Below are 27,000 nucleotides of genomic sequence, written 5' to 3'. Positions count from 1 at the left end.
AAGATTTGGGAGGATCAACAATTTTTACTCCAAAAAATATAATGTCCTTGAACCCGGATTACCATCATGGTTATCGTGGTCGGATCCGGTGCAGGGGGTGCGGCTGCTGCCCGCTATCTTGCCGAAGCCGGATGCGATGTATTGATCATCGAACGAGGGCCCGCTCTGTCAGGAAAGGATGCAGGCAGCAGTTATGCAAATGTTGATGCCGGAGTCCGCCTGATGCGGACCTTCTGCCTCGGCGGAACAACGATGGTATCTGGGGGAAACGCCCTCCGCTGCCTTGAAGATGAGCTTCTGGATTGTGGAATCGATCTCTCTTCTCATTTTGCAGCAATTGAAAAAGAACTTGCAGTTGCCCCACTTCCAGATCATCTCATCGGTGAAGGGACACGCAGGCTGATTACTGCTGCAGAGAAGTCCGGCTATCCGGTTCACCCCATGCCCAAGTTCATCAACCCCGATCTCTGCTGCATGGATGGCAGATGTGCGTTCGGCTGTCCAAGTGACGCCCGCTGGTCAGCGCTCCGGTTTTTACGCCAGGCAGAAGCAGATGGTGCAGTGATCCGAACCGGAACTGTTGTGGATGACGTGATTCTCAGTCATGGAGAGGCAGCAGGTGTCCGCTCCGGATCAAAGGTTTTCAGGGATGACATGATCATTCTCGCAGCCGGAGCACTGGAGACGCCACGTCTTCTCCAGAACCTCTCGCTCCCGACAACCCCTCTTTTTGCCGATACATTCGTCTCAATTGGTGGCCTGCTTTCGGGCATCGGGATGAATATGGATGTCCCGATGGGTGCATATATCCCCTTTGAAGGCGGGATTCTCCTTCCCCATTACTCCCGCACGCTCCAGGCGCTCCTCGGAAACAAAGGGTTTGAAGCAGGCCAGCAGGATATTATCGGGATGATGGTGAAGATCCGGGATGATGATTGTGGATCTGTTGGATCAGAAATACGAAAAGATGTCACCGTGCAGGATGCCGAACGTCTGATACAGGGATCTGCGTATGCAGCATCAATTCTCACAAACGCCGGGGCAGATCCCGCGAGCCTGGTATCTGCACCACTCAGGGGCTCACACCCCTGCGGGACAGCCAGGATCGGTATCTCAGTGGATACAGAGCTGCAGACAGCAGTCCCGGGACTCTATGTGACAGACGCATCAGTATTGCCAAAGGCTCCGGGAGCACCCCCGATACTCACAATCCTGGCTCTTGCCAGGCATGCTGCAGAAAAGATGGTTACATGAGGGAGTGGTTCTCCACCACTCCCGGTTTTCCCTGTAGCCCCTGACAGGACTCAGAGATACTCCATATCATTCATATACGGCCGCAGAACACGGGGGATCTCAACAGATCCATCCTCCTGCTGATAGTTCTCAAGGATGGCCCGTATGGTCCTGGATGTTGCGACTTCGGTTGAGTTCAGGGTGTGGATATAGTGTTTTGTCTCAAAATCTTCAGGGTCACGCATCCGCATGCCGAGACGGACTGCCTGGTATGATGTACAATTGGAACAGGAGACAACCTCCCGGTATGCCTCTTCACGCGGCATCCAGACCTCAATATCATATTTCTTTGCAGCAACTGTGCCGATATCCCCTGTGCAGATGAGTACGACATGGTAGGGGAGGCCAAGGTCTGTATAGAGCTGTTCTGCATTCAAAAGGAGCTCATCATGGAATGCAGGCGAGTCTTGCGGCTTGCAGAAGACAAACTGCTCGACTTTATGGAACTGGTGCACCCGGAAGAGCCCTTTTGTATCTATACCGTGCGATCCGATCTCTTTTCTGAAGCAGGGGGAGAGTCCGGCGAGTTTCAGGGGGAGATCCTTCTCCTCAAATATCTCGTCCTGATACATTGCACAGATCGGGTGCTCGCTTGTCGCGATCAGGTAGGATTCCATATCCTGGATCTTATACATCACATCCTCAAAATCCGAGAGATCTGTGACGCCCTCATATGACTCCCGGTTCATCATGTATGGGGGGATGATCGGGGTGAATCCCTGCTTCATCAGGAGATCGATGGCATACCGCTGGAGTGCCATATCAAGAAGCACGAGATTCCCTTTGAGATAGGAGAACCCTGATCCCGATGCCCGTGCCGCCCGCTCGAAATCGGCCCATCCCTGTTCGACTGCCAGCTGGCCATGATTTTTAAGGGGAAAACTGAACTGCCGGATTGTTCCGACTTTTCGAATCTCGACATTTCCGGCCTCTCCTTCGCCTGCCGGCACACTCTCATCCAGAATATTTGGCAGGCGCATCAGGTAGTAGCGAACCTGCTCTTCTGCCTCGTCCTTAATCTGGTCCAGAGATCGGATCTTTTCTGGGAGCGCTTTTGCCTCTTCCAGAAGTGCCGAGGTATCGTCACCTGCCTTTCTTGCAGCATTGATCTCGCGCGAGATGGTGTTTCTCCGGCTGCGGAGCGCATCAATTTCGACTTTGAGCTCACGAACCCGCTGGTCTGCCATAAGGAGTTCATCAACCCATACAAGGCGCTCATTGTCGTTTCTTTTCAAGAGATCCGCCCTGACAATATCGGGATTGGCCCGTATGAATTTTATATCAAGCACCTGTTCCACCTACCTGAAAACTACTATATGATCTCGTGTATGAAGGTGTTTATGCTTTTTCACCTGGGGCTTGTAAAAGACAGGGATCAAAGCTTGAGAAACAGGCGTCAGGAGACGTTCTGGTAGAGAAGATGCAGATTATTAAGAAGAGAGTGCTTTAAAAAAATTTAGAACCGGGGTTTCCGGTGCTTCGGGAGGCAGTCACGGCAATAGACGGGTCTGCCCTCTGTTGGCTTAAAGGGAACTTCACATTCGCATCCGCAATCTGAACAGACTGCCTTTGACATCTCACGAGGACCATCAAATCTTCTTGGGCCGCCGAAATTACCCCGGCCGCCAAAATTTCTTCCTTCCATTGTTTTACTCATGCAGTTTTTAATTCTGCACATACAATCTGTTTCAAAAGTATAAAAGCTCATCTCAAGAGGTAGCGTTTAAAAAAAAAGATTATGTCTCCAGATCAGGTATCAGCAGATCAGACGCACTTCAATCTCTCTGCATGAGGCAGGTCAGGCTGGAGTCTACTTCCTTTCGACCAGCTCTTTTGCGGCTTCTGCTATTTCATTGACAGCCTTCTGGAGTTCAAGGCCGATCTTTCTTGTTTTTAATTCGATATGCTCGCGTCCCTCCTCGGTCATGAAGAGAGTCTTCCCAAGGACAACCACGCTCTCTACCGTCAGCTCGACATTCTTTGAAGTCTGGGTGATCAGCTGCTCAACTGTCGGCTTCTCCTGTGCCTCCTCCCCGCTCAAACCCGGCTCTTCGTCCGGGGTATCCGGCTCCTCATCGATGACATACCGGCCTTTCACAAACCTGCCTTTCTTTTCTTCATCAGACATGCTATAGACCTCTTTTCCAATTTATATTAAAGCAGCGGTTCTGTGCCGGCGGGCTGGTATTGTGCAATCGGCTCATTCAGTACAAGCAGCAGTTCGCGGGCATCTGCAGGCGTGGGGAGACAGGCAGCCTGTCTGCAGACATATGCGTTATTCTCTTGCATATCCTGCATATAGGCTTCAGCTTTTGGGATGAGCCTGCGAATGATCTCGTGAGCATCCTGTGACAGGTGCAGGTAGGTTAGAAGCAGGTTGCGTGTTGCAGTGAATGCATCTCTGTAGTAGTGTTGATCTCCGGTGATAACAACATCCAGTGCAGCAAACGAGAGATGGTAAAAGGCGCTGATGCTGTGCAGATACGCTGCGGGGTGCCTCGAGAAGGCAGGCTGCATCGTCTCAAGCATCCGGGAACCGATCTCAGAATATCTCTGATCGCCGGATATCCTGGAGAGGAGAAGGAGATTATGGAGCATAACAGCATTTGCAGACGGGCCTGCCGCATCCTCAAGGTCACGGGTCCGGAAGAGTGAGCCGCCTGCCTGTTCAAACCAGAACCACCCTTCGTCCTCGTGATAAAACCTGGCAATAACCAGATCCAACCATTCTTTTGCAGAAAGAAGGTACTCCGTATTCCAGGTTGCCTGGTGGAGCTGGATTGCTGCGTGTATGAGTTCTGCATAATCGGGGAGAAGGGCATCAGAGGTGATTGTGCCATCGATCATCGAATGGAAAAAGCCGCGATCATCCCTCTTTACAAGCTCCAGGATCGTAGCAAATGCAGATTCAGCGAGTCTGATCATCTCCGGATCACCAAGCAGCAGGCCTGATCGTGCGAGTGAGGCAATCGCCATCCCATTGACATCAAGCAGGATCTTTTCATCGCGGAAGGGACGTGGCCGCTGGTTTCTCAACAAAAGAAGCTTCTCACGGAGAAGATGCAGCCGCCCCTGGTCAGCAGGATCTGATCTGAGAGCAGGAGGGGATCTGGTGTCTGCCTTCTGATCAGGGAGGAGAACCCCTGCTGCCCAGGCGCCATCCTCCTCTCCAAGGAGAGAGATAAGCTCTTTTTTTGACCAGAGATAGAATCCGCCTTCCTCTCCACCGCTCTCTGCATCCTCGGCAGTATAGAAGAGGCCTTCAGGCGAGAGGAGATCACGTTTCATATAGCCGGCAATCCGCTCTGCTTCATCCCTGAGACGGAGATCTCCTGAAATACGATACCCTTCGGCAAATGCAGTCAGTAAAAGAGCCTGATCAGTTGCCATCTTCTCATAGTGCGGTATCATCCACTGCCGGTCTGTTGCATACCGGTGAAAACCTCCACCGATCTGATCGTTTATCCCACCGCTTCTCATCGCATGAAGCGTCTGGAGTGCCATCACTGTAGCGCTTCTCTTCGCTTTGACGCCACCGTACCTGAGGAGAAAGAGAAGTGCCTGGGGGGTGGGGAACTTCATGCCTGTCCCAAAACCTGCATACTGCCGATCATACGTATCTGCAAGCGCTGAATATGCAGCGTCAGTGAAATCTTCGGTATCCGTGGGATGAGATCCCTCAGGCTGCATGAGTTGCCCCGAAAGATACTGCTGTACTGCTTCTTCCACTCGGAGCGCAATCTCCTCTGCCTCTCCCCGGTTTGTCCTCCAGAACTCCCAGATACGATCCAGTACCTGGAAGAGTCCGGGCCTCCCCGCCACCGGATCTCGTGGGAAATATGTTCCGGCAAACAGGGGGCGCTTATCAGGGGTGAGGACGAGGGTGAGTGGCCACCCGCCGCTGCCGGTCATCAGCTGGCAGGCGGTCATTGCAAACCGGTCTACGTCAGGGCGTTCCTCCCGGTCAACCTTGACAGCGACAAACCGATCCCTGAGAGCAGCTGCAACACCTGCATCAGAGAACGACTCCCGGTTCATCACATGGCACCAGTGGCAGGTGGAGTATCCAATCGAGAGGAAGACCAGAATATCCTCCTCTTTTGCCTTTTGAAACGCCTCCTCTGAGAAGGGATGCCAGTCAACAGGGTTGTCTGCATGCTGCCGGAGATATGGGCTCAGTTCATCTGCAAGCCGGTTTGACATACCTGAATCTCTGCTCTCACAGGTTCTTCAAACCTCTGCAATCTGCATAAGGAAACTGGTATAGCAGATGGTTGAGCATAGGTAATCGATGATTCGATCCAACCACTTCATCTCTGCAGCACTCCTCCTCTCTCTTATCTGCATCTGCCTTGGAGCAGGGTGCCTTACTGAGGAGAACGGAGAGCCTGCCCGGGAGACCCCAAAAAGACCGGCATATATAACAGAGGATGATGGCGCAGTCTCGCTCCTTGGAAGTGGGGGTATCCAGACTGCTATTCCCCTCTCTGCAGGAGTTCACCTGATGACCATGGAGACGGGGTGTATCGATGACAGAGACCTTGATTCGTCACAGGTGTTCATCACAACGAAGAATGAGTATATCCGGATTGAAGGCAGGTTTACATCTGAGGCACTGCCCTTCGCAACTGAAAATGGGAAGGCCAGCTGGTCATATGCATTCATGCTCCGGCAGGATGCGGATGCAGACATCCGGATCAGCCACGAGGGGCCCTGGCGACTCACCTTCAGTGTTCCTGAGATGATCAATGCCATTCCTCCGCAGAGTTTCTCCGGAGTCGGCACGGCTGCAACCCCCTTCTTCATGATCCCACAAGGCACTTACTCCTGCGATATTACACTTGAGAATGGCACGTTCATTGGTGTCCATCTCATGGATTATGATGGCAACCTGCTCCCGGGTAATGGATCACAGGTTCTGCTGCCACTACATGAGCTTCGGGATGGAGACGATGAGCTCTTTGTCGGAGACTATACAACCACAGTGCCGGTGACAATAAAACGAGGTGATAACTACCTTCTGAACGTCCTCACTGACGGGGCATGGTCTGTCCACCTCTCCCCTGCCTGATGGAAAAAAACAAACCACTTTGTTCTCTTTCTCATTCAGCCTCTTTTTTGAACCACACTGCCTGGGAGGCGAAGCTCAAATGATGCACCGTCACCATAGACACCATTCTCTGTAATCATAATCCCGGTGATACCCAATATCTCGCGGGAGAGGAAGAGCCCAAATCCTGTGTGCTTTCCAACCCCCCGGGCAAATATAGCTTCTTTTTGATCGTCAGGAATACCGCCCCCGTCATCAGCCCATCTGATGATGCAACCGTCATTGCTCTCTTCACAGGTGATGGTGACAGCTGTTACGCCGGTCCCATGACGGATAGTATTGTCCATCAGGTTCAAAAAGACCTTATCAAGCATCGGATCCGCATAGATGCAGATATCGGAGCAGTGGTTGGTAATTGGAATTGGCTTGCGGTATGCGGTTTTCTGAAGTATGTCCGTGAGAGACTGCCATTGTGGCTCGCTCTGGCCAAGTCCCTCATAAAGGCGGGTAAATTCAATGTGCCGCTGGATGGTGCCTCCCGCTCTTTGGATCCGCTCCAGGTACCGTTTGAGATCCGGATCATCTGCCATTTCATCAGCCAGCTCGAGATTTCCAAGCAGAACCATCACTTCATTGAGGATATCATGCCGGGTAATGGCTGAGAGGAGCTTCAGTTTCCTGTTTGCCATATGCATTGCATCTTCGGCCTGTTTGCGCTGGCTGATATCCTGGAAGATTCCTCGTGTCTGTATCTCTCCATCTGAGTGCCTGGAATTGACATTTCCCTCAACAAAAATCGGCTTTTTGCTCTTTGTGAGAAAGATTGCCTGTACATTATCGACTGCCTTGCCGGAAATGACTTTCTGAAATGTCAGTTTGCAATGGTCAAGAGAGTCCGGATGAATGATATCAAAGAGGGTCAGGTTCAATAGATCGTCTTCAGTATACCCGAGTTTCTCCTTCCAGGTCTCGTTTACAAAGATAAACCTCCCCTTCTCATCGACACTCTGGATGAGGACATTGGCTTTCTCAAATAAATCCCGGTACCGCTCCTCGCTCTCCTGGAGCGCAACTTCATTCTTCTTTGAGTCTGTGATGTCCCGGCTTGATCCAATGATATGGGTAATATGCCCATCTTCACACACCGGTGTGAGCAGAGTCTCCCATACCCGCTCTCCGGCAGGGAGGGAGAGCGTCTCCTCATACATGATCGGCTCAGCCGCATCAACACATTGCTGATAATTTGCAGATACAACAGATCCAGCCTCCTCACCCAGCAGCTCTTCCGGAGTTTTTCCCTGGAGCATCTCTATTGTGATTCCGGTCTTCTCCTGGTGGGCACGGTTGTTCCGGATAAATCTGAATCTCCCATCTTCCAGGACATGAATGAGAAAGATCGCATCATGTGTTCCATGAAAGACGGTTTCGTATTCTGCAGAGAGTGCACGGAGTTCCTCTTCAGCCATCCGCTGGTTGGTGATATCTGTTAACTGTTCAACGATGTAGATAACCTCGCCATCATCACCCAGGACCGGGTACGATCGGCAATCAAGGTGTACACCAGGCTCCGGAAGGAATTTTTCGGTACGTTCGATCTTTTTTGTTCGGAGGGCTTTGGCTGTGGCACAGATCTCACAGGGCTTGTTCTGCGAAATAAGCTCAAAGCACTTCTTTCCCGTGATATCATCAGGTGTGAGGTTCAGAAATGTCAGTCCGGCTTTATTATAGTAGACAAGGGTATGATCAGGCCTTTGTATCCCGATAATATCCGGTATGGAATCAAGCGTTGCTTTCAGGAGCCGTCTGGATACAGAACTGCCAGACCTCTTCTGACCATCCCTGACCACTGATCGGATGATCTCTTCCATCTCACCGGCTCCAGGAATCGTATCGTTTTTGAGGAGAACGCGGGTAGCTCCGCTCTCATAGGCTTGTATAACCCGTGCTGCATCATGGGAACTGATGATGAATAGGGCAGGCGTATCATCTCCGAGGAGCCGGAGATCGCTCAGTGCAGCAATGCCGTCAATGCCAGGGTATGTATCATCAATAACAATACAATCAAAAGACTGCGTGCTGGCAAGGTGGAGTGCTTCATCTGCAGTACCGGCATGAGTAATGAGTTGGGATTCATTGTGTTCCATCATCTGGAGCCAGGAATCCGAATTCGGGAGCCTGGTAGTAAGAAAGAGTACCATCAGAGGAGTGGAATCGGATCTCATTACCTGAGACAATTGTTCTTTCCCCAGATAATAATTATCCAATAAAAGAGTGACTCTTCTCCAAAATTCTGATCGCTCGTGTTTTCCTGAACTTCTTCGGAGCGTTGGAAAAGATCCCGGGCAGAGACCCTGATGCAGCAGCCGGATCATTGTGAGTGAGTGAAGCAGGTGCGGCGCGGGTATAGGGGGGCGGGGTCAAGCAAAGAGGCAGGCTGACAGAACTGATACACCCTTGCTCGAGAGAGCAACCTGAAAGGCGATTCCAAAGGAATCGGGGTGGTATCTGCTTCTGGCACGCCAAACGAAGCTGTCCCGCCCCTCCCGCGCCAGCATCTGCGGTAACCCGGTACACCCAGTACAACCATCACCCAGCTCAGCCTCCCTTGCGAAGCACTTGCGGACGGGACAGGGGCGGTGGGGGTTTTATCTGATACGCACATACGAGTGGCCCTTCTTCAATGTAACACAGGACCTGTTTCTTACTCTTCTACCACTACTACTCTGAAAGCCTGAAGCTTGAGTTATAGATGTGAATGTAGGGATAATACGTCCTTTTTCATTATATTACCCTAAAAATAGCTATTTTGAGGCCATTCATGTACTATGAAAGCCTTTGGACTGGACTGGGTAGGATAGGATTGAGTATCGTATCCGCAACTTTTTGTCATGTTTCAGAGGTGCAATCAACCGAATGGTTCATACCTTCACGCCACCAGAAAAGACGATATGCAGAGAATCGGAAAGACATTCATGGAGCTGACCCGGTATGAACATCTCACTCCTGCAGACCAGCATATGGGAGTTGAACCCCCTCCCCTGGAAAAACCCTTCTCTCTCCAGAACACCATCATCCCGCTTCCGGAAGCAGACGAACTGACAGTACCAGCCCTTGATCTGAGAGAGGCTATCGAGAGGCGGGAATCAGTGAGAGTGTACAGAAAAGATCCTCTTTCCAAAGAAGAGCTCGCCTATCTTCTCCATTCAACACAGGGGATCAGGGAGGTGGCCGATCCCTGGTTTACCAAACGGACAGTGCCGTCTGCCGGGGGGCGGCATGCCTTTGAGACGTATCTCCTCATCAACCGGGTAAAGGGGATCGATCCGGGACTCTACCGCTACCTTGCCTTTTCCAACCGCCTCATCGCCGTAGATACAAGCCCCGGGATCATCGACAGGGCAACAGCTGCCTGCCTCGGCCAGTCGTTTGTGAAGGCGTCTGCAGTGACGTTTATCTGGGGCTGTCTGCTCTACCGGATGTCGTGGCGGTACTCCGAGCGTGCATACCGCCTCGTCCATCTTGATGCAGGCCATGTCTGCCAGAATCTCTACCTTGCAGCAGAGCAGATCGATTGCGGAGTCTGTGCAATCGGGGCATTCGACGACGCAATGATTGCAGATCTGATACAGGCAGATGGAACAAATGAGTTTGTCATCTATTGTGCGACTGTTGGGAAGAAGAAGGAGGGGGATAACAGATGATCCGGTTATCTTTTTTTCGATCCAACCAGCTCCATTCCAAGATCTATTCGCAGCTTTTCATATCCATCAGCTAACCGGTTTGCCAGCAGGGCGACATACGTCCCCTGCCACCGGGCACCTGCCAGCTCATTTGCTGAAGGCAGCCGTTCATTGCCGCCTCCTGCAATTGTTGATGCACCATATGGGGAACACCCGCTCACTTCATCGGTACCCGACTGGCCCCTGAACCCATAGGGGAGTCCGGCAATAAGCATTCCGTGATGGAGAAGTGTAATCTGGGTTGCGAGAATCGTTGATTCCTGTCCGCCATGCTGGGTTCCCGAACTTGTAAAGACCGATCCGACTTTTCCCATCAGTGCCTGCCGCTGCCAGAGCCCGCCTGTCGCATCGAGAAACTGGCGCATCTGACCGCACATGTTGCCAAAGCGGGTGGGTGTCCCAAAGATAACCGCATCTGCGTCTGCCAGTTCCTCGCGACTGCAGACCGGCACCTCTGCAAATTCTGCCTGAAACCGGGCAGCTCCCATCTTTTCGATCACATCCTGAGAGAGGGTCTCCGGCACCCGGCGGAGCAGTGGCACTGCGCCTCCCTCCCGTACTCCTTCAGCCACAGAACCTGCAAGCTGGTGGACATGTCCAAAGAGCGAGTAATAGACGATCAGAATCGTTGTCATAGATACCAGGAAAATCATCTGGTGTATGGTGTAATGAAGGCTTCTGAAGGTCCAATTATGGCATTGGCAATTCCCATATCAATACAAAAAAATCCAAAAGTAATATGAAAAGCGGCGCATATTGCCCAACTTTTAAAATTAGATTACCAACCTGCTGGTGGAGTGCTGCGAGGGGGATCCGAACCCCCGACCTCCAGATATCCCAGATGATGGCGCTTTCGTATGCTCAAAACCCTATGAGTCTGGCGCCCTAACCAGCTAGGCCACCGCAGCAGGTGAATAATTGCACGAAATGTGCATAACAAGAAGGTTGGCTGTTCGTAAATAGCTTGCCATATAGCTCTCAATATGGGAGCAGGAAAGCGGCTCTCTCATAAAAACGTGACGGGTGGAGGACGGGTGATGGAGAAGCGGAAGGTTGTGGGGTAAGAAACAGTGTGACTGGCGGAGGACAGGTTATGGAGAGGCAGAAGGCTATTTGGGTTGGAAACAGCGTGGCGGATGGATGAGGCGTGTGAGAGAAAGAGACAGAAGAAGTCAGAGAGAGAGAAAATATGAGAGATGTGTTGGGGGGAGGGAAATGACTGGATGACGCTTCATCCGTTCTTCTTCATATGGTGCACATACACGTTGAGTGCTGCGGTGATAGCCGCAGTCTCTTTTCCCTGCCTGAGAGATGCAGCCAGTGTCTGCATTCTGGACTCCTCCTCACGATAGAACCTCCGGATATTCCGCATAATCTGTTCTTCCTGGAGGAAATGTGTATGGGTGTTTCCTTCGATGAAATGGCGGTTAAACATCAGCGCAAGATGCATGGGGAGCGTCGTCTTGACACCCAGGAGGACATATTCATAAATCGCACGCCGCATCCTCTCAATCGCCTCTGTTCTGGTGAGGCCATAAGCGCAGAGTTTTGAGAGCAGGGAGTCATACTGGGGCGGGATAGCATAGCCGACATGAATCCCTGAGTCAACCCTGATGCCCGGCCCGCCCGGGGATCGGTACCTGACAATCTTGCCTGGATCGGCTGCAAAGTTATTCAGGGGATCCTCTGCATTGATCCGGCATTCAATCGCATGCCCACGCAGGGTGACATCATCCTGCTCATAGGCAAGCTCAGCACCGCTTGCAATCGCAATCTGCTGCCTGACAATATCGATGCCGGTTATCATCTCGGTGATGGTATGTTCCACCTGCAGGCGGGTATTCATCTCCATGAAATAGTACTCCCCATCTGCATAGAGGAATTCGACAGTGCCGGCATTTGTATAATCACACGATTCAGCAACAGTAAGAGCCGATCCGGTCATCTGTTCACGGAGCTCAGGTGTCATGATCGGACAGGGGGCCTCCTCAATCAGTTTCTGGTGGCGCCGCTGGATTGAACATTCACGCTCAAAGAGATGGATATTGTTTCCATGGGAGTCACTTAGGACCTGAACCTCAATGTGGCGGGGCTTGTCGAGATACTTCTCAATAAAGATCGTTGGATCTCCAAATGCAGACTCGGCTATCCGCATCCCTTTCTCGATTGCACCAGCCAGCTCCTCTGGTTTCCAGACGATCTGCATGCCTATTCCGCCGCCGCCTGCACTTGCCTTCACAATCACCGGGTAGCCAATCTCTTCAGCAAACGCAATTCCTGCCTCGGGAGATCGTACACCTCCCTTTGTCCAGGGGAGAACCGGAACACCTGCCGCACTCATCGTCTCTTTGGAATCAAGCTTGGATCCCATCATATGGATGGTCTGTGAGGAAGGCCCGATGAAGGTGAGATCAGATTTCTCAACAGCCTCGGCAAAATGATAGTTCTCTGCAAGAAACCCGTATCCCGGATGGACAGCTTCAGCTCCACTGATCTCTCCGATCTCAATAATCCTCTCGATATTGAGGTAGCTTTTCGAAGGATGCGCCTCACCGATATGGAATGCCTCATCTGCATATTTTGTGTGGAGTGCATTCTGATCAGGAGTTGAATAGATGGCAACTGTCTCAATATCCAGCTCCCTGCAGGCACGCATCACCCGGATCGCAATCTCGCCACGATTTGCGATGAGCACCTTATCAAAATAGCTCATTGGATCACCAGCAGGATATCTCCGTTCTGAACAACTGCTCCGACATCGACAAAAATCTCTGAAACCTTCCCGTCAGCAGGACTCTGGATGGGGTTTTCCATCTTCATCGCCTCCAGGACGAGTAATGTCTCCCCTTTCTTCACCTCCTGGCCACGTGCAACCTTTATATCAAGAACCATGCCCTGCATGTTGCTCTTTACACCGCCGGGAAGATCACCCCTTGGGATCTGGGATTTGACAGTGCTTCCAACAGGTGCAGAGACCGTACTTCCTTCAACAGAGACGATCCTGATAGAGAAGATCTCTCCATCAACCTCGACCTCCATTGCCTGGGGGAATCCTGAAGAGGAGGAGGAGGAGGATGCCTCTTTGCTGACAGATGGGATCGGCTCAGCAGTCTTCTCTCCACGGAGAAACGCAGGAGCGATAGCGGGATAGAGGATGTACGTCAGGATATCCTCCTCCTGTTTAACGAGATTTTGTGCTGTTGCCTCCTCTTTCATCATCTCATAGACTGGTTCGAGCAGATCTGCCGGACGAACTGTTATCATCTCGCTGCCATCTGCGATCAGCGTTCTGATCTCTTCGCTGATAGCTGCAGGAGGCCGCCCGTAAAGACCATGAATGTAGTCTTTCACCTCTTTGGTGACATTCTGGTAGCGGGCGCCCATCAGGACGTTTAATACAGCCTGTGTCCCGACGATCTGGCTGGTTGGTGTGACAAGCGGCGGATACCCGAGATCTTCCCTGACCTTTGGAATCTCGTCAAAGACATCCTGGAGCTTCTCAATCGCATCCTGCTCCTTTAACTGGGAGACAAGGTTTGAGATCATCCCGCCGGGGAGCTGGTAGACGAGCACATCGCTGTCCACCCGCTCAGATATCGGATCCACAAGCGCATTGTACTTCCTCCTGATATCCATACAGATATTGCGGACTTTCCGGAGAGCCAGAAGATCAAGCCCCGTCTCACGCGGTGTCCCGATAAGTGCCGCAACGACACTCTCGGTGGCAGGCTGGGATGTGCCAAAGGCAAACGGGGACATAGCTGTGTCAAGGATATCAACACCTGCCTCGATTGCCGCCTGGTAGCTCATGATGGCGGTTCCGCTTGTGGAGTGGCTGTGGAGATCGACCAGGAGATCTGTTCTCTTCTTAATCCCCGAGATCAGTTCCCGTGCTGCCTCCGGCATGATCAGACCTGCCATATCCTTGATGCAGACCGAGTCGCACCCACGCGAATAGAGTTCCTCTGCCATATCGATGAATGTTTCAATCGTATGGACAGGACTTGTGGTATAGGAGATTGCACCCTGCATATGTGCACCAAGGTCAGAGACGGCCTTCATGGAGCTCTCCATATTCCGGATATCGTTTAAGGCATCAAAAATCCGGAAAATGTCAACCCCGTTCCGATGAGCAGCCTCTACAAATTTTGAAACAACATCATCAGGGTAATGCCGGTACCCGACCAGATTCTGCCCTCTCAGCAGCATCTGAATGGGAGTGTCCGGAAGCACCTCCTTGAGTGCACGAAGTCTCATCCATGGATCATCGTTTAAAAACCGGATACAGCTATCAAAGGTAGCTCCGCCCCATGCCTCGACCGAGAAGAAACCAATGTTGTTGATCTCTTCTGCAAGCGGTACCATATCTTCGGTTCTAAGGCGGGTAGCAATGAGCGATTGATGTGCATCCCTCAGCGTGGTATCCGTGATGTATACTCTTGAGTTTCCTGATAATGTCATCTAAACACCTCGTGGGCTGAGGAATTGTAAAAAACGAGCCTCTCAGAAATTACACCTGATAGTATAAATAATTCACCAAAGCGTGATCAAAGCTAAAATCAGAGGTATTAATGCAATCAGAGTAAGATATGGCTCCTTTTGCCCCCTTGAAAAAACCGGGATCCATGTACCGCCTCCGCGAAAACCCCGTATGGCAAGAAGGTGTGCCATCTCCTCAGATCGGCGAATATGAAGGGTTAATAAGGAAATGGAAGCAGGAATAATTGTTTTCCAGGTGAATTGATACCCTTTGATATCATATGCGAAGATGATCTGCCTGATGTCAGATACGGCAAGATGAATGCCCTGCATCGTCATCTCGGCTGCAAGTCCGATATCAAACCCAAGCCGGTCGGTCCCTGCCCAGACAAACAGATTGAGCAGCTCTCCACCGCGATATTCGGTAAATGCCCAGAATGAGAGGAAGAGGATGGTGCCGATACGGATTCCATACGATAGTCCGTCACCTCCAAGCAGCTCTGTTCCAAGAGCCGGTGCCAGAACCAGGATCAGCAGGAGAAGAGCGACAGTTCGATTGGGCAGCTTCCATCGGCCCCAGGCGGCGATGACCCACCAGGCAAGTGCGATCACTGCACCCCCAATACTCATGAATGCTCCAAGAGAGAGGCAGAGGACAGAGAAGAGCCGCAATCTCGGATCCAGAAAGACCGGCTTCTCTTCTTCAGATGGAGAGCGCTCTTCTGCTACCGGATCTCCCAATTGACCCTGGCCCTGTACATGGGGTGATCCAAACAGTTCCCTACCATCTCTCTCTTCAGGATCATATCCTGCAGAATGAAGGCTGCCGTCGCTCATCTCATAATAATAATCTGCATCCGGGAGTGTTTCGCGTTCATGCGTGAATATAATGGTAATACCATGCCGCCTCACCCTGATCTGGTTGCAGAGCCAGTCTTTCATCTCCGTGTCAAGAGAAGAGAACGGCTCATCCATAATGAGCAGGTCGGGTTCTTTTGCAAAAGCACAGGCGAGTGTGAGGCGTTTTAATTCACCCCGGGAGAGTGTCAGGGGATCACGATCAAGAAAAACATCAGGTACAATTGCAGTGTCGATTGCAGAGGGATCTATTCCCCATGACTTGATCTCTTCTGTTACTGTTGCTCCGGTTATATGGTATTCGGGGAACTGAAGCGTTATGATACATGATGTGATCCCGGCCCGCGTCACACTCCCGGACTCTGGCGTAAGCTGGCCGGAGAGGAGAAGTGAAAGTGTGCTTTTCCCAGACCCGATTCTGCCGGTCACCAGATGAATGCCGTCTCCAAATACCTGGGTGACTGAGAGCTGAAATGAGCCCTGCTGATACTTTAGAGAACCTGCACTGATCTTCATTCTCAGATCAACTCCACGGTTGCCCGCCCCTTCTCCATGATAACCAGGTGATCTGATCCAGAGGCGGTGCCTGTGAACTGGGTGCTCTGGAGCAGGTATCGTGGCGGGGAGATCCGAATCATCTCCTGCAGATTCTCTGCCGTTGCCCTGTCAAGATGCGAGTCTGCCTCATCAATCACAAGCAGTACTGGATCAGTTACAAGTGCTGTTGCAAGACTGACAAGCACCTTCTCTCCCCCGGAGAGCGTGCGGGTTCTCCGTCCCGTCAGATGATCAAGGGAGAACCTCTCGATGATCTCCCTGGTTCTGCGTGTGATCTCATCATTTGTGCACCTCCGGAACCGGAGAGGAGCAGAAATCTCATCAAAAACCGAGTCAAAGAGGATATTTCTATCTGGAAATTCAGATACCCAGCCAATCTCGAGCTGCCGGGGAGGGGTGCCCTCAATCTCCACCACACCCCTCTCAGGCAGCGCGACACCTGCACAGAGTGAGAGGAGCGTGGTTTTTCCGGCACCATTCCTGCCAAGAACCGTTGTCACCCCCTCTGGCAGCGAGAGTGACGGGATATCAAGTATCCTGTGCCGGATATCTGTCAGTTCAATCATACAAGCCTTTTTCCAATGACAAGAGCTGCTCCTGCTTTCAGGATATCTCCTGGAATAAACGGGAGGACGGCAATTGCTACTGCAGCAGCAATCGGCATCCCTGTTGAGAAGGCAAGCCATGCAGCTCCAAAGCCAAGGATGACAACGGTTGCTGCGGCAAGTCCCATGATATCAGCAAACCTGAATGTCTGCTCCATACAGAATCCTGCGATGAATGCTGCCGGGAGAAACCCGATTATGAATCCTCCGGTTGGCCCAAGGAGTATCCCGATTCCGGCAGTTCCGTTATGAAACACCGGCAGGTTGCAGATGCCAAGCAGGATATACAAGCCGACGGGATAGACTGCATGCCGTTTCATGACAACTGCTGCAAGCAGGACAAAGAGTGTCTGGAGGGTGAAGGGAACAAGCGGCAGCACCGGAATGGTAACTGATACCCAGCCACCGACTGCGATGAGTGCTGTAAATGCTGCGGTTTTTGTCAATATCTGCGCATATTCAATATCCCCGTACATCGTCAACCTGAATGTACTATGCTGGTTGACGATAAAAAAAGAGTGGTGCCGGGGGCGAGACGGGGGATCAGAGGAGGTAACAATCCCCGGCGATAACCCGCTCAATCCTGCCGTTGTCTTTCCTGATGATCAGGGCACCATGCTCATCGATGTCAATTGCCTCGCCAACAAATGTCTTCTTCAGTGTCCTGATCTCAACCCGGTGTTCAAGGGTACAGGAGAGACTCTTCCATTCCCTGAGGAGGGCTTCAAATTCATTATGCTCCACAAGTCCATACCGGCGTTCAAACTCAGTCAGGACACGTGCCAGAAACCTGGATCGATCAACATCATAGCCAAGCTCAGCTGAGATCGACGTCACTTCACGGTTTAAGACGGGCATCAGATCAGGTACCGAGACATTGACGTCTATGCCAACGGAAAGAAGGCAGTAATGAATGGTATCTGCTTCTGCCGAGAGTTCCAGGTGCATTCCGGCCACCTTCTTATCCCCTATGAAGATGTCGTTAGGCCATTTGATTAATGCTCCAAGATCAAACTCCCTCCTGATCGCCCGTGCCACAGCGACTGACGAGGCCATCATTATCGAAAAAACCCGTGCAATTGGGATTTCTGGTTTGAGGACGATTGTCATCCAGATGCCGCCTGCAGGGGATGCCCAGGAACGCCCAAGCCTCCCAATGCCGCCGGTCTGCTCCTCGGCTAATATAACAAGACCCTCGGGAATCTCATCTTTAATCTCCCCTATCATCTGCTTGCCAAGCCAGATTGTGGAAGGAGTACTTGCGACATAATGGATATCAGATCCAATTTTTTTGGTTTTGAGGAGACGCTGTATCTCATAGGGAACCAGTTGCGTGGTCCTCTTTGTCACCAGATACCCTTCTTTCTGGCTGGCTTCAATCTCATAGCCAAGTTTTTTCAGTTCCTGGATATGTTTCCATACAGCTGATCTGCTGATGCCCAGCTCCCTGCTGATCGTTTCCCCGGATACCCGCTCACCATATGCATCCAGGATCTTCAGAATCTTAAACGCAGCACTTGTCATCGCAATTACCTTTTTGCCATAATCTGTTCTGTATCAATTGGGCAGGGGTCTGTCCCACAGACCTGCCTGAGGATGAATGACTGGTGTTCCATAAGTGTGGCAAGATCAAATATGCCGGTTATATCAACAACACCTATCGCGCCGATTACATCTCCATCAAGGTCCCTGACAGGGGCAACCACCACAGGGATTCCTTTATATGCGCCTTCTGCTGGCCTTGTTTTCACCAGCTGGTTTTTCACAAGCACCTCTTCGAGAACAGGTCCCGTATAGGCTCTGTCAACTGCTTTTCCACCCTCTATCCGGAGGCCGGGCTTATCTTTTGACCTTCCGGTTACGGGCAGGCCTGAGAGGATGGTATGAAATGCCATCAGGACCGATTCGAGGTCATCGGCAGATGAATCGCGGGCAATACTATACCGGTGCATAATGGAACACTAACAACCATACCTGTTCCAGCTAAAAGAAGTTTTCCTTTTTCAATGAACAGAAGTCGGTCAGAAAGGCACGTGATGGATATTCATGTGCTGTCGTGAGTATGACGCGGCCTGAGCCTATCATCTCTTCAATGAGGATAGGGTGGCCAGCATCTGTTTCTGCGACTGCTTCACCTTCATACCCGGTAAAGTAGCCATCGCACTCAAAGGCATCCGGATCATATCCTTCCAGCAGGCGCGAGGCATCCCCCTCTCTCCTGATCGTAATTTTTCGGGGTCCGTATTCGAAGTTGTAGCACACCTTGAAGGGGAGCCAGTCATAGCAGTCAGGCACATCGCCGCCCCCGCCATACACAAGCATCTCTCCGCCTGAGCTCAGGAAACGCTCTATCCGCCCTTTTGTTGCCCGCAATGCCGGAAGTACACGGGAGTAGTCCTTATTTGCAAAGCCTGTCGGGATAACAAGTGCGCCAAACCGCCCCCGGTAAAACGGGGCTGCGAGGAGCTGTGGGGTTACCAGCTCGCAGGAGCCAACACAGTCATCGATCAGTCTCTGGAACATCATTTTGTCTTCCCATATCAGTGCAGGGGGTGCTCCTTTCATCCGAATATCAACTCCACTCTTTCATCCTTTGATAACGCCAAGTGGCATCAGGCGGGAAACGATCGTCGAGAGCCCGGCTTCATCAACAACCCGCACCACCTCGTCACTTGACTTATACATCTGCGGTGCTTCCTCAGCGATTGCATTGCCAGAAGGTGCTTTCACAATGATCCCCTGTTTCCTGAGTTCCATTGAAATGTCTGCTCCCCTGACAGCTTTCTTTGCAGCCTTCCTGCTGCTCACCCTCCCCGCGCCATGGCAGGTACTGCCAAATGTTTTCTGCATGGCTGTATCTGTTCCACGGAGCAGGTATGATGCGGTCCCCATGCTTCCGGGAATAATCACCGGCTGCCCGGTTTTCTGATACCTGCCGGGGAGCTCGTGTCTGCCGGGGCCAAAGGCCCGTGTTGCACCTTTCCGGTGGACGCAGACCTCGCTATTCTCTCCATCCACCTCATGCATCTCCCATTTGGCTATATTATGCGCAACATCATAGACAAGCGGCATCTCCCTGTATGCGATGCCAAAGGCCGACTCAAAGATTGTTCGTACCTGGTGGGTGATAATCTGGCGGTTTGCCCAGGCATAGTTTGCAGCTGCTGCCATCGCCGAGAAGTACCCCTCCCCCTCCGGTGAGGTGAGCGGGGCGCAGGCAAGCTGGCGGTCCGGAAGTTTGATTCCATATTTCTTCGAGGCTTTATCAAGTGTTTTGATATGATCTGTACAGACCTGGTGGCCAAATCCACGGGAGCCGCAATGGATCATACAGCAGACCATCCCTTCAGTGATACCAAATGTATCTGCTGCCTCTCTATCCCTGATCTCAGATACCACCTGCAGCTCAAGGAAATGGTTTCCTGATCCAAGGGTGCCGCACTGGGGGATGCCACGTTGTATTGCTTTATCACTGAGAGACTCAAGGCTCGCCTCTTTCATGCACCCGCCCTCCTCACAGTGTGATGCATCTTCGGGAAGGCCAAATCCTTCTTTGATTGCATAGGGCGAGCCTTCCAAAACGAGATCGAGAAGCCCTGACCGGGAGAGGGAAAAAGAACTCTTTGAGCCCACACCGGTTGGCACGCCATCATAGAGGCGTGCGATGATCGATTCAAGATCCCTCAGATCACGGGCTTCAAGCGGTATGGTGATCAGCCTGACACCACAGTTGATATCAAAGCCAACGCCACCGGGCGAGATGACCCCCCCGTCCCTCGAAAACGCGGCGACACCACCTATTGGAAACCCATATCCCCAGTGGATATCCGGCATCCCATATGAATGCCCGATGATTCCGGGAAGGGTTGCGACATTTGCACACTGGCGGACAGCTCCCTCTTCAAGAGTCCTGCCAAGTGCTTCAGAGAGGTACAATCTCCCGGAAACCCTCATATCAGGAGCATAGCCAACCGGAACATCCCATTCGTGAAGCCCGACATGTTGAATACCGTGCAGCATTTCTTCACCTCATACATCAAAGATAATCAAAGCAGAGAATCCATCTTCCACGCTCTCTATTGAGAGCTCTGAATAGGAGATGCCTTTTACCTCACGCCCTCCACCATGCCTGCCTGTAACGAATGGTTCCCCATGGATTTTTGCACAAAGCCCGTCTTCAGTAAACCTGATCTCTGTTTTGCAGACAACAAAGAACTCCGTCTCCGAGATGTAAATAAGTTCTGAGAGGAACTCCCAGAGGAGATCCTCGTCACTGTCTGCAGATACCTGGAAGCTCCTGGTGTTAGCAGATATGCACTCCCCGGTATAGAGAATGCCAAAGAGCGCTTCGCTTGCACGTGCAAACAGCTCTTCCCGGGTTTCTGCTGTGATTCGTATCCTCACATCAGCAGTATGTTCAAGCTCTTCAATACTCATCAAAACTCCCCTGGCCAAAATACCGGGGGATCATCTGCATATTGATTGTCTGGATCCACTTCACCTGGTAACGGGAGATATAAAGCGTATAATCGCCGACTGGAATAGATATATCTGTTGATTTTGGCCTTTTTATGGTGGTCGGAAGAAGTATCGGTCCTCCACAGGACGTACAGACACGGAAGTCACATCCACGATCTTTTATATATGTGCGCACATCTTCTGTGACGGTGATATCCGGCGTACCGGTTGCATCTCCAAACGGGTGTATCATGTACCAGATTAATGGGAAGAGGTTGATTAAAATGGTTCTGATTGAAGCGGTTCTTCGGTAAAAAAAAGGAGGTTTGAGATCAGCTCGCAGCAACAATGCGGGTCATCACATCCAGGTATTGTTCCTTTACTTCATAGACGCTGTTCGTCCCTTCGGCATTTCGCCGAACATGAAGAATACCAATCCTTGATGCAATGATTCCAACCATTGATGCGACTGCTTTGATGCTGATACTGAACCTCTCGTTGAGACGGGCATGAATTTCTGATATGGTAAGTGAACGGATACGGATGAAGAGAGTAAGCAGTTCTTTCCGAATGCCAGACTTGTCTCTGGAGAGGTACGCCTTTAAGCGTTCTTCGATCTCTTTTTTTATCTCCCCCGGCGAGAGCATACACTGTATACCGTTTTACTTATATATATAACTTGTGCTTTAATCTTGACGGTGTGTCGGTATTTTGACTATCTGCTACCAATTTCATAGCACTTCAGTAAACAAGAGATGAATAGCTGCCTGCAGACAAAAACCTATCAATATCAGTCATGGGCCTTGAGAACCTTACTCAGATGGGTCGTGAGAGAACAGGCATGATCTGACAGACGACAGGGTGGGATACTACTATACCCTTCTGTTTGCATACCAGTTGTTCCAGGGGAAGAAAATGACCCAAAAAAAGTGTTCCATATGCGGGGAGGATGCCATCGGAGCCCAGGTATACGGCTGCTGTGGATCATACGTCTGCCTTGAGCATGCCGATAGTAACCTCAGAAAACTCGCTCCGGGTGAGAAACTCGAACTGGGGGCCTGTTATTATCTCAGGTTTTCAGAATAACGAGCAGCTCATCTGAAGATGGGAAGTCCATCACACTGGCCAGTTCACCCGTTTATATCCCCGGTCATCCCGGGCTCTTCTCTCAAAGAGAGAGAAAGAAGAGCCCTTAATCTTCCAGTCTCCGCTTCATCAGCTTCAATGCGATACTAAAGACAAGAGCTGCTGCCAGAAGCACCCAGATGATATTGAAGATGACAAGAGGCGAGAACTCCGTCATTGTTATCGCCCTGTTGATATTGACGGTATTTGCAAGGGGGAGGAAGAGAAATGCAAAATACTGAACAGTCTCCGGAAGAATGGAGATCGGGAAGAACGTTCCTGAGAAGAGGAACATCGGTGTAATGAAGAGAAAGGCAGGGTAGTTCAGTGCATCAATGCTCGGTGTGACTGCGGTGAAACAGAGTCCGATTGCTGCGAAGAGAAGACCTGCTGGAAATGCAAATGGTATCAGCAGAAGGGATGTCGGCATATCGATCACGCCAAAAAGATAGAGCACCGGTATCATGAGTGCCGCATAGATCGTTCCCCTGGTTGCTCCCCAGAGGATCTCGCCTGTGATCACATCCTCAATTGAGAGCGGGGTTGCCACCATCGCGTCAAATGTCTTCTGGTAATACATCCTGACATAACTTGAATACGTGCATTCGTAGAAGGCAGAGAACATCACCGAGATAGAGACAAGTGCGGGAGCAATAAAGACAGGATAGGGGATACCGTCGATATCCTGGATAAGTGCGCCGACACCATAGCCAAGAGCGAGAAGGTAGAGCACCGGTTCGACAAACGGGGGAATAAAATTCACGCGGTATGTCCTGATAAACGCATCAAGGTTCCGGCGCCAGACAGCAAGCGCCCCCCGTGAAATAGCTGAAAAACCAAAAAATCCCATCATCTTACTCCCTGAGTGTTCTCCCGGTCAGCTTCAGAAAGACATCCTCAAGCGTTGCTCTCCGCAGGGTGATCCGTTCGTGACTGCAGGATTCCATGAGCATATGTGCAACCGCCTGTATATCTCCGGTATGCACCTGGACAATGTCTCCAAATACCTGGTATCTGACATTGGCTGCATCGAGACAGGAGAAGACAGCGGGCGTTGCACCAGCCTCAATGATATCCGATCCTGCATATCTCCTGACAAGTTCTTCAGGAGTGCCTTCCACCAGTATCCTGCCATGATCCATGATCACCAGGCGATCACAGAGCCGTTCGGCTTCATCCAGGTAGTGTGTTGTCATCACCAGGGTGCAGCCCTGTGTTCTGAGATGGCGCAGTTTCTCCCATATGAGATGGCGCGCCTGGGGATCGAGTCCGATCGTCGGCTCATCGAGGATTAACAGTTCAGGGTCATTGATGAGCGCTCGTGCAATGATGAGCCGCCGCTTCATCCCTCCGGAGAGTGTTTCGATAGGAGCGTCCCGTTTTTCCACAAGCTGCATGAATTCGAGAAGTTCTTCTGCGCGCCCCTCTGCCACATCCGGTGCAATCCCGAAATACCTCGCATAGATGACAAGATTGGCATATGTTGAGAAGTCCGGATCAGGATTATTCTCCTGCGGCACAACCCCAAGCCTCTTCTTAATCTCGCGGGGATGGGTGTTGGTATCCATATCAAAGACACGAAGCTCTCCACTGGTTCGTTCGGAGACACAATGGATCATCTTCATTGCGGTCGTCTTTCCGGCGCCGTTTGGGCCAAGGAAACCAAATATTTCGCCCTTTTTAACCGAGAAGCTGATGCCGTCGACTGCCTTCAGTGTCCCATACCGCTTCTCCAGTGATGCTGCCTGTATTACATCCATCTGAGTACCTTCTTTCTGCCTGACATGCACAGAGCAGATCCGGCATTCTCACACCAGAAACCTGATCTGCTTCATATGGATGGACGTCAAGAGTACTGGTTGGTTTTTTGAGAGAAGAGTGATCTCTTATCTCACCTGGAGAATATATGGCCTGGCAGGATATTGCAATTACGATCATCACGTTCCTTCTGGCAGTCATGCTGCTGCCCCAGCTGCAGGACGTGCTCCATCGTGGTGCTGTGGTCAACTTCTTTACCGCGAGTTTTACAAGCCTGCTTGCATTCTCTCTCTCCTTCATCTTTGCATCACTGGGCCTCTGGATATCGGTTATCGGCCAGTCCTCGGTTGCAGTCATCTGGCTGCTCTTAGCCTACTACTCAATTCGGAATGTCAGGAACGCCCAGTTTCCCGATGAGTCACTTCTTGCGGTTGCACGCGATTTTCTTATTGTCTGGATGCAGGGGGTTATGTTTCTTGCAACAGATTATACGAGACGCCTTCTTGGCAGGGTATAGTAGCTTTTCTGAGCTGCCGGATATGATCCCCTGGCCCGCCTCTCACTGGTTCCTTTGCATACTTCAGGGATGCCGGACCCGGACAAGGGAGATCAGAACACCCACGATGCAGAGCAGGGCATAGATCCAGAAAGCCACCTGTTGGGCAGAGACAAGAGCGGCAGCCTCCGAGGGCCCGATCTCAGCCTGCCCGATGTAGATTGTGAAGAGGAAGAGTGTGATACCCATTGAGAACGCCATTCCAGCCTGTCTCATGGTAGCCATGGTGGCTGATGCAACGCCATACTCTCCTGGTGTAACCGATCGCATCACCGCATTTGTATTTGGAGAGGAGAAGAGGGCCATGCCAGACCCGATGAAGAGGAGAGCCATAATGAGCATCAAAATCCCTGTTTCTCCGGTAATTGACGACAGTGCAAAGAGACCAAGTGCATTTAATCCCATGCCAAGGGATGCAACAATGCCTGGTTCATACCGGTCAGAGAGTCGTCCGGCCCATGGTGAGAAGAGCACCTGCATCAATGGCTGGGCAATAAGTATCAGGCCTGCAGACTGTGGAGAGAACCCCTTCACTATCTGGAGATAGAGGCTAAGAAGGAAGGAGATTGCAAACGTGGAGCTGTAATTGATCAGGGCTGCAGTATTTGAGAGGGCAAAGACCCGGTTTTGCAGGAATATCCGGGGATCAAAAACCGGAAACGGTGTCCGCATGCCATGGCGGATGAAGACGGCAAGCAGGATGAGTGAGATAAAGAGTGCAATGACCCCTGCTGGCTGCGTGATCATGGTGATGCCGGTGACTCCGAAGAAGACGAGAGTTGCATAGAGTATACTGCCAGGGAGATCAAATTGCGGGGATTTGGGATCAATCCACTCCTCGTGAATGAACCGGCAAACAATGATAGTGATCAGGATGCAGACCGGCACCATGACAAAAAAGATGCTGCGCCATCCAAGATACTGGGTAAGAAGACCACCGATAAGCGGGCCAAGCGCAAGACCGGCATAGACACCTGTCACATTTATCCCAAGAGCCCTGCCGAGTTCTTCTTTCCGAAATGCCGAGGAGACGATAGCAACCGATGTTCCAAAGATGCAGGCGCTCCCTATCCCCTGCAGTGCCCGGCATGCGATGAGGAAGGGAAATGATGGTGAAAACGGGGCACAGAACGAGGAGAGCGCGATGATCAGAATCCCGGCAAGAAAGACCTTCTTTCTTCCATATATATCGCTGATCCTCCCGATAGGGATGAGAAACATCGCCGTTACCAGGATGTAAATCGTTGGCACCCATCCAACCAGAATGGCATTTGCAGAATATTCTGCTGCCATCTGCGGCAGGGCAAGCACCACCATGGATCCGATCAGGGGAGTCAGAAATGACCCGATAGTCGAGACCATCAGGATGATTCGGAGCCGTGAACGTTCATTGCCGGATTGTCTGATCGCCTAACCCTCCCACCAACATAGTTTCCGCTACGTACACGTTCACCATCACCAAGTATGAATGCCACGGAGCGAGCCACCCACAGGTATTTATAGAAATGGTGTCAATCATAGTAGTAATGCGTGGTGGATGTTTTTTTGCCGGTGAATGCTTTTATCACTGGTAGCGCAGCTTCTTTACTATCCGCAGACGATTTCTTAAACGCAAACCCTCCAGCCAGGGCTTTTTATCCATTTTATTGGTTTTTTTGATACGCCTGGAGCGAACGGAATACATTCATCCGTTCAAGGGCGTCAAAAGGTTGTGATTATACTATGTATGGTAAGGATATCAGGATGGAACGTATCATGGATCGGAGATCGGGCAAAATGATCATTGTCCCGCTTGACCACGGGGTATCCCAGGGCCCGATACCGGGTTTGATCGACCTCTGCGGCACAGTTGATGCGGTTGCAGAAGGAGGAGCCACCGCAGTGCTTGGGCATGTGGGGCTTGCCCTCCATGGACACAGGCGATCAGGTGAGGATATCGGGTTAATACTCCACCTCTCTGCCAGCACCTCGCTTGGCCCGGATCCAAATAACAAGGTTATTGTCAATTCACCCACCCATGCACTGAAGATGGGTGCAGATGCCGTATCGGTGCATGTGAATATCGGTGCGGATTCCGAGGCATCAATGATACATGACCTCGGGAGGATTGCCATAGAATGCATGGAATGGGGAATGCCTCTTCTGGCGATGATGTATCCAAGGGGGAGAAAGATCGCAGATGAAAATGATGTGGAGTACGTGAAACTTGCTGCCCGTGTCGCCTCTGAACTCGGTGCGGATATCGTCAAGACCGTCTATACCGGAGATCCCGATTCATTCCGTGAGGTCACAGAAGGATGCAGTGTCCCGGTGGTTGTGGCAGGCGGATCTAAGACCGACGATGCAGCGATGCTTGACCTGATTGAAGGCGCAATGCTTGGCGGTGCAGCAGGAATCTCCATTGGAAGAAATGTCTTCCAGCATCCGGACCCGGCAGCCTTCCTCAGGGCCGCACGCATGGTCCTGATGGAGGAGCGGTCAGCTGACGAGGCTCGTGAAATAGTAGGGATAGGTTGAATC

Annotated in this window: 27 protein-coding genes and 1 tRNA gene; 6 read left to right on the top strand and 22 right to left on the bottom strand. The window is 51.4% G+C overall.

Going from position 1 to position 27,000, the window contains the following annotated elements:
* The first annotated feature begins 66 nt into the window (after positions 1-66).
* On the top strand, positions 67-1,254 hold the full coding sequence (locus tag ABCO64_RS05270) for an FAD-dependent oxidoreductase (RefSeq protein WP_253459419.1): 1,188 nt from the start codon (positions 67-69) through the stop codon (positions 1,252-1,254).
* 50 nt (positions 1,255-1,304) lie between these two features.
* Here ABCO64_RS05270 and serS read toward each other — a convergent pair whose 3' ends face one another.
* From serS to ABCO64_RS05250, 4 genes are all read right to left on the bottom strand, one after another.
* A complete protein-coding gene (gene serS / locus ABCO64_RS05265; RefSeq protein ID WP_253459417.1) occupies positions 1,305-2,582 on the bottom strand; it encodes a serine--tRNA ligase in 1,278 nt (425 codons plus the stop codon).
* Between the two features lie 167 nt (positions 2,583-2,749).
* Positions 2,750-2,938, bottom strand: coding sequence for a CxxC-x17-CxxC domain-containing protein (locus tag ABCO64_RS05260; protein ID WP_253456584.1), 189 nt, complete (start codon positions 2,936-2,938; stop codon positions 2,750-2,752).
* A 165-nt stretch (positions 2,939-3,103) separates the two neighbouring features.
* Entirely contained in the window at positions 3,104-3,421 is a 318-nt protein-coding gene (locus tag ABCO64_RS05255; protein WP_253456586.1) for a hypothetical protein, read from the bottom strand.
* Between the two features lie 26 nt (positions 3,422-3,447).
* Positions 3,448-5,496, bottom strand: a complete 2,049-nt coding sequence (locus ABCO64_RS05250; RefSeq protein WP_253456589.1) for a thioredoxin domain-containing protein — start codon at positions 5,494-5,496, stop codon at positions 3,448-3,450.
* 88 nt (positions 5,497-5,584) lie between these two features.
* Here ABCO64_RS05250 and ABCO64_RS05245 point away from each other — a divergent pair, with 88 nt between their 5' ends.
* A complete protein-coding gene (locus ABCO64_RS05245; RefSeq protein ID WP_253456591.1) occupies positions 5,585-6,364 on the top strand; it encodes a hypothetical protein in 780 nt (259 codons plus the stop codon).
* 35 nt (positions 6,365-6,399) lie between these two features.
* Here ABCO64_RS05245 and ABCO64_RS05240 read toward each other — a convergent pair whose 3' ends face one another.
* Positions 6,400-8,565, bottom strand: a complete 2,166-nt coding sequence (locus tag ABCO64_RS05240) for a PAS domain S-box protein (protein ID WP_253456593.1) — start codon at positions 8,563-8,565, stop codon at positions 6,400-6,402.
* A gap of 726 nt (positions 8,566-9,291) precedes the next feature.
* Here ABCO64_RS05240 and ABCO64_RS05235 point away from each other — a divergent pair.
* Positions 9,292-10,044: a SagB/ThcOx family dehydrogenase gene (locus ABCO64_RS05235; protein WP_253456595.1), complete on the top strand. Its 753-nt coding sequence runs from the start codon at positions 9,292-9,294 to the stop codon at positions 10,042-10,044.
* A gap of 5 nt (positions 10,045-10,049) precedes the next feature.
* Here ABCO64_RS05235 and wrbA read toward each other — a convergent pair whose 3' ends face one another.
* From wrbA to ABCO64_RS05165, 14 genes are all read right to left on the bottom strand, one after another.
* Positions 10,050-10,718, bottom strand: coding sequence for an NAD(P)H:quinone oxidoreductase (gene wrbA / locus ABCO64_RS05230; protein WP_253456597.1), 669 nt, complete (start codon positions 10,716-10,718; stop codon positions 10,050-10,052).
* Between the two features lie 163 nt (positions 10,719-10,881).
* Positions 10,882-10,991, bottom strand: a tRNA-Met gene (locus tag ABCO64_RS05225).
* 323 nt (positions 10,992-11,314) lie between these two features.
* Complete coding sequence (locus ABCO64_RS05220; protein ID WP_253456599.1) at positions 11,315-12,796, bottom strand: acetyl-CoA carboxylase biotin carboxylase subunit; 1,482 nt, start codon at positions 12,794-12,796, stop codon at positions 11,315-11,317.
* Positions 12,793-14,544 carry a sodium-extruding oxaloacetate decarboxylase subunit alpha gene (oadA, locus tag ABCO64_RS05215; protein WP_253456601.1) on the bottom strand — a complete coding sequence of 584 codons (1,752 nt, stop codon included), beginning with the start codon at positions 14,542-14,544 and terminating at the stop codon, positions 12,793-12,795. The genes ABCO64_RS05220 and oadA overlap by 4 nt, the downstream gene beginning before the upstream one ends.
* Before the next feature lie 72 nt (positions 14,545-14,616).
* On the bottom strand, positions 14,617-15,936 hold the full coding sequence (locus ABCO64_RS05210; RefSeq protein ID WP_253456604.1) for an ATP-binding cassette domain-containing protein: 1,320 nt from the start codon (positions 15,934-15,936) through the stop codon (positions 14,617-14,619).
* 2 nt (positions 15,937-15,938) lie between these two features.
* Complete coding sequence (locus tag ABCO64_RS05205) at positions 15,939-16,544, bottom strand: ATP-binding cassette domain-containing protein (RefSeq protein ID WP_253456607.1); 606 nt, start codon at positions 16,542-16,544, stop codon at positions 15,939-15,941.
* The gene (locus tag ABCO64_RS05200; protein WP_253457352.1) at positions 16,541-17,059 is read right to left on the bottom strand and encodes a biotin transporter BioY; all 519 of its coding nucleotides are present in this window, start codon (positions 17,057-17,059) and stop codon (positions 16,541-16,543) included. The genes ABCO64_RS05205 and ABCO64_RS05200 overlap by 4 nt, the downstream gene beginning before the upstream one ends.
* A gap of 67 nt (positions 17,060-17,126) precedes the next feature.
* Positions 17,127-18,107, bottom strand: coding sequence for a biotin--[acetyl-CoA-carboxylase] ligase (locus ABCO64_RS05195; protein ID WP_253456609.1), 981 nt, complete (start codon positions 18,105-18,107; stop codon positions 17,127-17,129).
* Between the two features lie 5 nt (positions 18,108-18,112).
* Positions 18,113-18,535: a DUF2111 domain-containing protein gene (locus ABCO64_RS05190; protein ID WP_253456611.1), complete on the bottom strand. Its 423-nt coding sequence runs from the start codon at positions 18,533-18,535 to the stop codon at positions 18,113-18,115.
* A 31-nt stretch (positions 18,536-18,566) separates the two neighbouring features.
* Positions 18,567-19,109: a hypothetical protein gene (locus ABCO64_RS05185; protein ID WP_253456613.1), complete on the bottom strand. Its 543-nt coding sequence runs from the start codon at positions 19,107-19,109 to the stop codon at positions 18,567-18,569.
* Positions 19,110-19,169: 60 nt separating this feature from the next.
* Positions 19,170-20,603: an RtcB family protein gene (locus tag ABCO64_RS05180; protein WP_292616844.1), complete on the bottom strand. Its 1,434-nt coding sequence runs from the start codon at positions 20,601-20,603 to the stop codon at positions 19,170-19,172.
* A gap of 9 nt (positions 20,604-20,612) precedes the next feature.
* Entirely contained in the window at positions 20,613-21,020 is a 408-nt protein-coding gene (locus ABCO64_RS05175; RefSeq protein WP_253456615.1) for an archease, read from the bottom strand.
* Positions 21,010-21,294: a hypothetical protein gene (locus ABCO64_RS05170; RefSeq protein ID WP_253456617.1), complete on the bottom strand. Its 285-nt coding sequence runs from the start codon at positions 21,292-21,294 to the stop codon at positions 21,010-21,012. The genes ABCO64_RS05175 and ABCO64_RS05170 overlap by 11 nt, the downstream gene beginning before the upstream one ends.
* A 79-nt stretch (positions 21,295-21,373) precedes the next feature.
* Positions 21,374-21,688 (bottom strand): DUF2551 domain-containing protein, encoded by a 315-nt coding sequence (locus ABCO64_RS05165; protein ID WP_253456619.1) that lies wholly within the window; start codon positions 21,686-21,688, stop codon positions 21,374-21,376.
* A gap of 268 nt (positions 21,689-21,956) precedes the next feature.
* On the opposite strand from ABCO64_RS05165, the gene ABCO64_RS05160 reads away from it, so the two are divergent.
* Positions 21,957-22,127, top strand: a complete 171-nt coding sequence (locus ABCO64_RS05160; RefSeq protein ID WP_253456622.1) for a hypothetical protein — start codon at positions 21,957-21,959, stop codon at positions 22,125-22,127.
* 106 nt (positions 22,128-22,233) lie between these two features.
* On the opposite strand, the gene ABCO64_RS05155 is transcribed toward ABCO64_RS05160, so the two are convergent.
* Positions 22,234-23,019, bottom strand: a complete 786-nt coding sequence (locus ABCO64_RS05155; protein ID WP_253456624.1) for an ABC transporter permease — start codon at positions 23,017-23,019, stop codon at positions 22,234-22,236.
* Between the two features lies 1 nt (position 23,020).
* Positions 23,021-23,926: an ABC transporter ATP-binding protein gene (locus ABCO64_RS05150; RefSeq protein ID WP_253456627.1), complete on the bottom strand. Its 906-nt coding sequence runs from the start codon at positions 23,924-23,926 to the stop codon at positions 23,021-23,023.
* Between the two features lie 146 nt (positions 23,927-24,072).
* Between ABCO64_RS05150 and ABCO64_RS05145 the strand changes: the two genes are divergently transcribed.
* Entirely contained in the window at positions 24,073-24,441 is a 369-nt protein-coding gene (locus ABCO64_RS05145; protein WP_253456630.1) for a hypothetical protein, read from the top strand.
* 63 nt (positions 24,442-24,504) lie between these two features.
* Here the strand turns inward: ABCO64_RS05145 and ABCO64_RS05140 are convergent, their stop codons facing one another.
* Complete coding sequence (locus tag ABCO64_RS05140) at positions 24,505-25,842, bottom strand: MFS transporter (protein ID WP_253456633.1); 1,338 nt, start codon at positions 25,840-25,842, stop codon at positions 24,505-24,507.
* Between the two features lie 360 nt (positions 25,843-26,202).
* Between ABCO64_RS05140 and ABCO64_RS05135 the strand changes: the two genes are divergently transcribed.
* A complete protein-coding gene (locus ABCO64_RS05135; protein WP_253456637.1) occupies positions 26,203-26,997 on the top strand; it encodes a 2-amino-3,7-dideoxy-D-threo-hept-6-ulosonate synthase in 795 nt (264 codons plus the stop codon).
* Positions 26,998-27,000 lie beyond the last annotated feature (3 nt).

The sequence above is a fragment of the Methanocalculus natronophilus genome (assembly GCF_038751955.1).
In the GTDB taxonomy this organism is placed as follows: Archaea; Halobacteriota; Methanomicrobia; order Methanomicrobiales; family Methanocorpusculaceae; genus Methanocalculus; species Methanocalculus natronophilus.
This window is presented reverse-complemented; position numbering and strand designations above follow the sequence as displayed.